Origin of the sequence: Pinirhizobacter sp., assembly GCF_035317885.1 — a bacterium.
Taxonomy (GTDB): Bacteria; Pseudomonadota; Gammaproteobacteria; order Xanthomonadales; family Rhodanobacteraceae; genus Pinirhizobacter.
This window is the reverse complement of record NZ_DATHFX010000085.1, coordinates 1-3,345: the sequence shown is the minus strand read 5'-3', so window position 1 is coordinate 3,345 and position 3,345 is coordinate 1. Positions and strand designations below refer to the sequence as shown.

At 65.7% G+C, this 3,345-nt stretch carries 3 protein-coding genes; 1 reads left to right on the top strand and 2 read right to left on the bottom strand.

Features of this window, described 5'->3' with window-relative positions; translation table 11 throughout:
• Together VK519_RS02675 and VK519_RS02670 are read right to left on the bottom strand one after the other, a co-directional pair.
• Positions 1 to 862, bottom strand: an 862-nt coding sequence (locus VK519_RS02675) for a homocysteine S-methyltransferase family protein (RefSeq protein WP_324347415.1), incomplete at its 3' end; no start/stop codon positions are given.
• Positions 863 to 872: 10 nt separating this feature from the next.
• Positions 873 to 1,802, bottom strand: a complete 930-nt coding sequence (locus VK519_RS02670; RefSeq protein WP_324347412.1) for an ArsR/SmtB family transcription factor — start codon at positions 1,800 to 1,802, stop codon at positions 873 to 875.
• A 171-nt stretch (positions 1,803 to 1,973) separates the two neighbouring features.
• Between VK519_RS02670 and VK519_RS02665 the strand changes: the two genes are divergently transcribed.
• The gene (locus VK519_RS02665; protein WP_324347410.1) at positions 1,974 to 3,137 is read left to right on the top strand and encodes an acyl-CoA dehydrogenase family protein; all 1,164 of its coding nucleotides are present in this window, start codon (positions 1,974 to 1,976) and stop codon (positions 3,135 to 3,137) included.
• Positions 3,138 to 3,345: the final 208 nt, after the last annotated feature.

Below are 3,345 nucleotides of genomic sequence, written 5' to 3'. Positions count from 1 at the left end.
CTACTATTCCGTAGCTCATGTCGATCGACGAGAGCGTCTGCACGTGCGGGCGAAGCTCATCGGCGCCGAGCGCGCAGTTGAAGCCCACCGAGATGGGATCGACATGAGCTACGGAATAGTAGAACGCTTCGGCGGTCTGGCCCGACAGCGTGCGCCCGGAGCGATCGGTGATGGTGCCGGAGATCATCACCGGCATGCGGCCACCGCGAACCCGGAAGAGTTCGGACAGGGCGAACAGCGCTGCCTTGGCGTTGAGGGTGTCGAAGATGGTTTCCACCATGATCGTATCGGCGCCACCGTCGATCAACGCGGCGGCGGCCTCGGTGTAGTTGTCCACCAGTTCCTGGAAGCTCACATTGCGATAGCCCGGGTCGTTGACGTCCGGCGAGATCGAGGCCGTGCGGCTGGTGGGCCCAAGCACGCCGATCACGAAGCGGGGTTTTTCAGGCGTGCTGGCAGCATCGCAGGCGGCGCGCGCGAGGGCGGCCCCGGTACGGTTGAGTTCGCCCACCAGGTGCTCGAGGTGGTAGTCGGCCTGGCTGATGCGCGTGGCATTGAAGGTGTTGGTTTCCACCAGGTCCGCGCCGGCGGCAAGGTAGGCCTCGTGCACGCCCTGGATGATTGCCGGCTGCGTGAGGGTAAGCAGGTCGTTGTTGCCCTTCAGGTCGCAGGCGCAGTTTTCGCCATGCGCATTGCGGGCATCGAAGCCTTCGACAAAGCGCTCGCCGCGATAGCCCGCTTCGTCCAGCAGGTGGCCCTGCAGCATCGTACCCATGCCGCCGTCGAGTACCAGGATGCGCGAGGCCAGGGCCTTTTCCAGCAGGGCGACGCGATCGGGGAAAAGCCAGGGAAGGTTGCTCACGGGTACATCCTCAAGCGGGTTTACGTGCAACGAGGCTCAACACCTCGAAATGGGGGGAGCGGCGTTCGCGGCTGATGCTCGTGGCGCTGACCACCGAAAGCCCGGCGTCGACGGCCATCTGCTCGAGCGTTTCGGTGCTGAAGCCGAGGTTGCGGTGGTCGAAAGGCTCCACGGCCGCCGAGTGGTCGTGCTGGCCCAGCGTGGCGGCCAGTACGCGGCCACCGGGGCGCAGCACGCGGGCAGTCTCGGTGAAGACCTTCTGCGGCTGCGTGCTGTAGGTGAGGGCGTGCAGCAGCAATACTAGGTCGAAGCTGCCGTCGGCGATATCCAGGGCGTGCATGTCGCCCTGCATCACCTGGACGTTGCTGAATGGCGCCAGGCGCTGGCGGGCGGCTTCCACCACGCGCAGGCTCGAATCCACGCAGGTCACTGAGTGCGCATGCGGTGCCAGCAACTCGGCGGTGACGCCGTCGCCCGAAGCGATGTCCAGCACGTCCCCGGTTTCGAGCAACTGCAGCAGGGCGCGAGCGAGCGTTTCCCAGGTGCGGCCGGGGGAATAATGCCGCTCCATATCGCCGGCCACCGTATCGGCCCACCCGGCTTCCCCGGCCCGCTGGGCCAGCACCGTAGGCAGGCGGGCGGCATCGGCACGCAGCATGGCGTCGTCGATGCTCTCGCGCAGGGCAGCGAGCAGGCCCTGCATGCGCGGATCGAACTCTGCGTTGGCGCGGTAATAAGCGGACACGCCAGCCCTGCGGTCGCGGACAAGCCCGGCTTCCTTCAGCTTGGCCAGGTGCGTGGACACGCGGGGCTGGGCCAGGTGCAGGATGGCGGCGAGCTCGGCCACGGTCAGTTCCTCGCGCTCGAGCAGGGCCAGCAGGCGGACGCGGGTGGCGTCGGCAAGCAGGCGCAGCACGCCGGAGGCGGTGGCGAGATCCAAGGCCTATCCTTTCATCGCGATATAAAGATGGTAAAGGCTAGGCCCCACCCGGCCCCGCGTCAAGGCGCATTGTTGCGCTGCACCGCGCCGGGGATTGGAACGGCCGTTAGAATAGCCGGCTGCGCGGGGATCGGTTCGCCCCGGCATAACGCCAAGAAGCAGGAGAGTTCCATGGATTTCCGTTTCACCGACGACCAGCTGTCGATCCAGGCGGTCGCGCGCGATTTCGCCCAGAAGCGCATCGCTCCGGTCGCCGCCGAATTCGACGCGAAGGGCGAGTTCCCCCTCGCCAACATCCAGGAGATGGGTCAGCTGGGCCTGATGGGCATCGAGGTGCCTGAGGAATACGGCGGTGCCGGCATGGATACCACGGCCTATGCGCTGGCGGTGATCGAAGTCTCGGCCGCCGATGCCGCCCACGCCACCATCATGTCGGTGAACAATTCGCTGTTCTGCAATGGCATCCTGAAGAACGGCACGGAAGATCAGAAGCAGAAGTACGTGCGCGCCATCGCCTCGGGCGAGGAAATCGGCGCCTATGCACTCACCGAGCCACAATCGGGGTCCGATGCCTCGAACATGCACACCCGCGCCGTGAAGAATGCCGATGGCGACTGGGTGATCAACGGCAAGAAGAGCTGGATTACCTCCGGCCCCGTGGCCCGCTACATCGTGTTGTTCGCCGTCACCCAGCCGGGGATCGGTGCAAAGGGCATCTCAGCCTTCATCATCGACACCAAGATCCCGGGCTTCCACCCCGGCAAGACGGAACCCAAGCTTGGCATCCGCGCCTCGGCCACCTGCGAGATCGAATTCAACGACTACGTGTGCCCGAAGGAAAACATGCTCGGCGCCGAAGGCAAGGGCTTCTCCATCGCCATGGGCGTGCTGGACGCCGGCCGCATCGGCATCGCCTCGCAAGCGGTGGGCATCGCCCGTGCAGCGTATGAAGCCACCATCACCTGGGTGAAAGAGCGCAAGGCATTCGGGCAGCCCATCGGCAGCTTCCAGATGACACAGGCAAAGATCGCCGACATGAAGTGCCGCCTCGACGCCGCCATGCTGCTGACCATGCGCGCAGCCTGGGCCAAGACACAATCGGAAAAGGTCGAAGGCGGCCGATTCAACAACGAGGCAGCAATAGCCAAACTCGTGGCATCGGAAACAGCGATGTTCATCGCCCACCAGGCCGTCCAAATCCACGGCGGCATGGGCTACTCACGCGAGATGCCGCTCGAACGCTACTTCCGCGACGCCAAGATCACCGAGATCTACGAAGGCACCAGCGAAATCCAGCGCCTGATCATCGCCCGCAACGAAACGGGACTGCGCTGAGGTAAAACCAAGCCACGCGCGCTGGGCTCGGGCGTGGCGGGGAGTGCCGGCGGGGCCCAGCGGCGGCGCTCCGGGCTGCGGCGACCCTCGGGGAAGGGAGGCCGCTTCGCGGCGGTGTTTTATGGCTGCGCCCCCATCGGGACGGGCTTCGCACGGAGCGCCGGCCGCTATGGCCCGCCAGCTCTGCCGCACGACGAGGTTCGCGAGG

Bases quoted from the DNA above. Each gene is read 5' to 3' on its own strand.
- VK519_RS02665 (WP_324347410.1), top strand. From the start codon at position 1,974: ATGGATTTCCGTTTCACCGACGACCAGCTGTCGATCCAGGCGGTCGCG.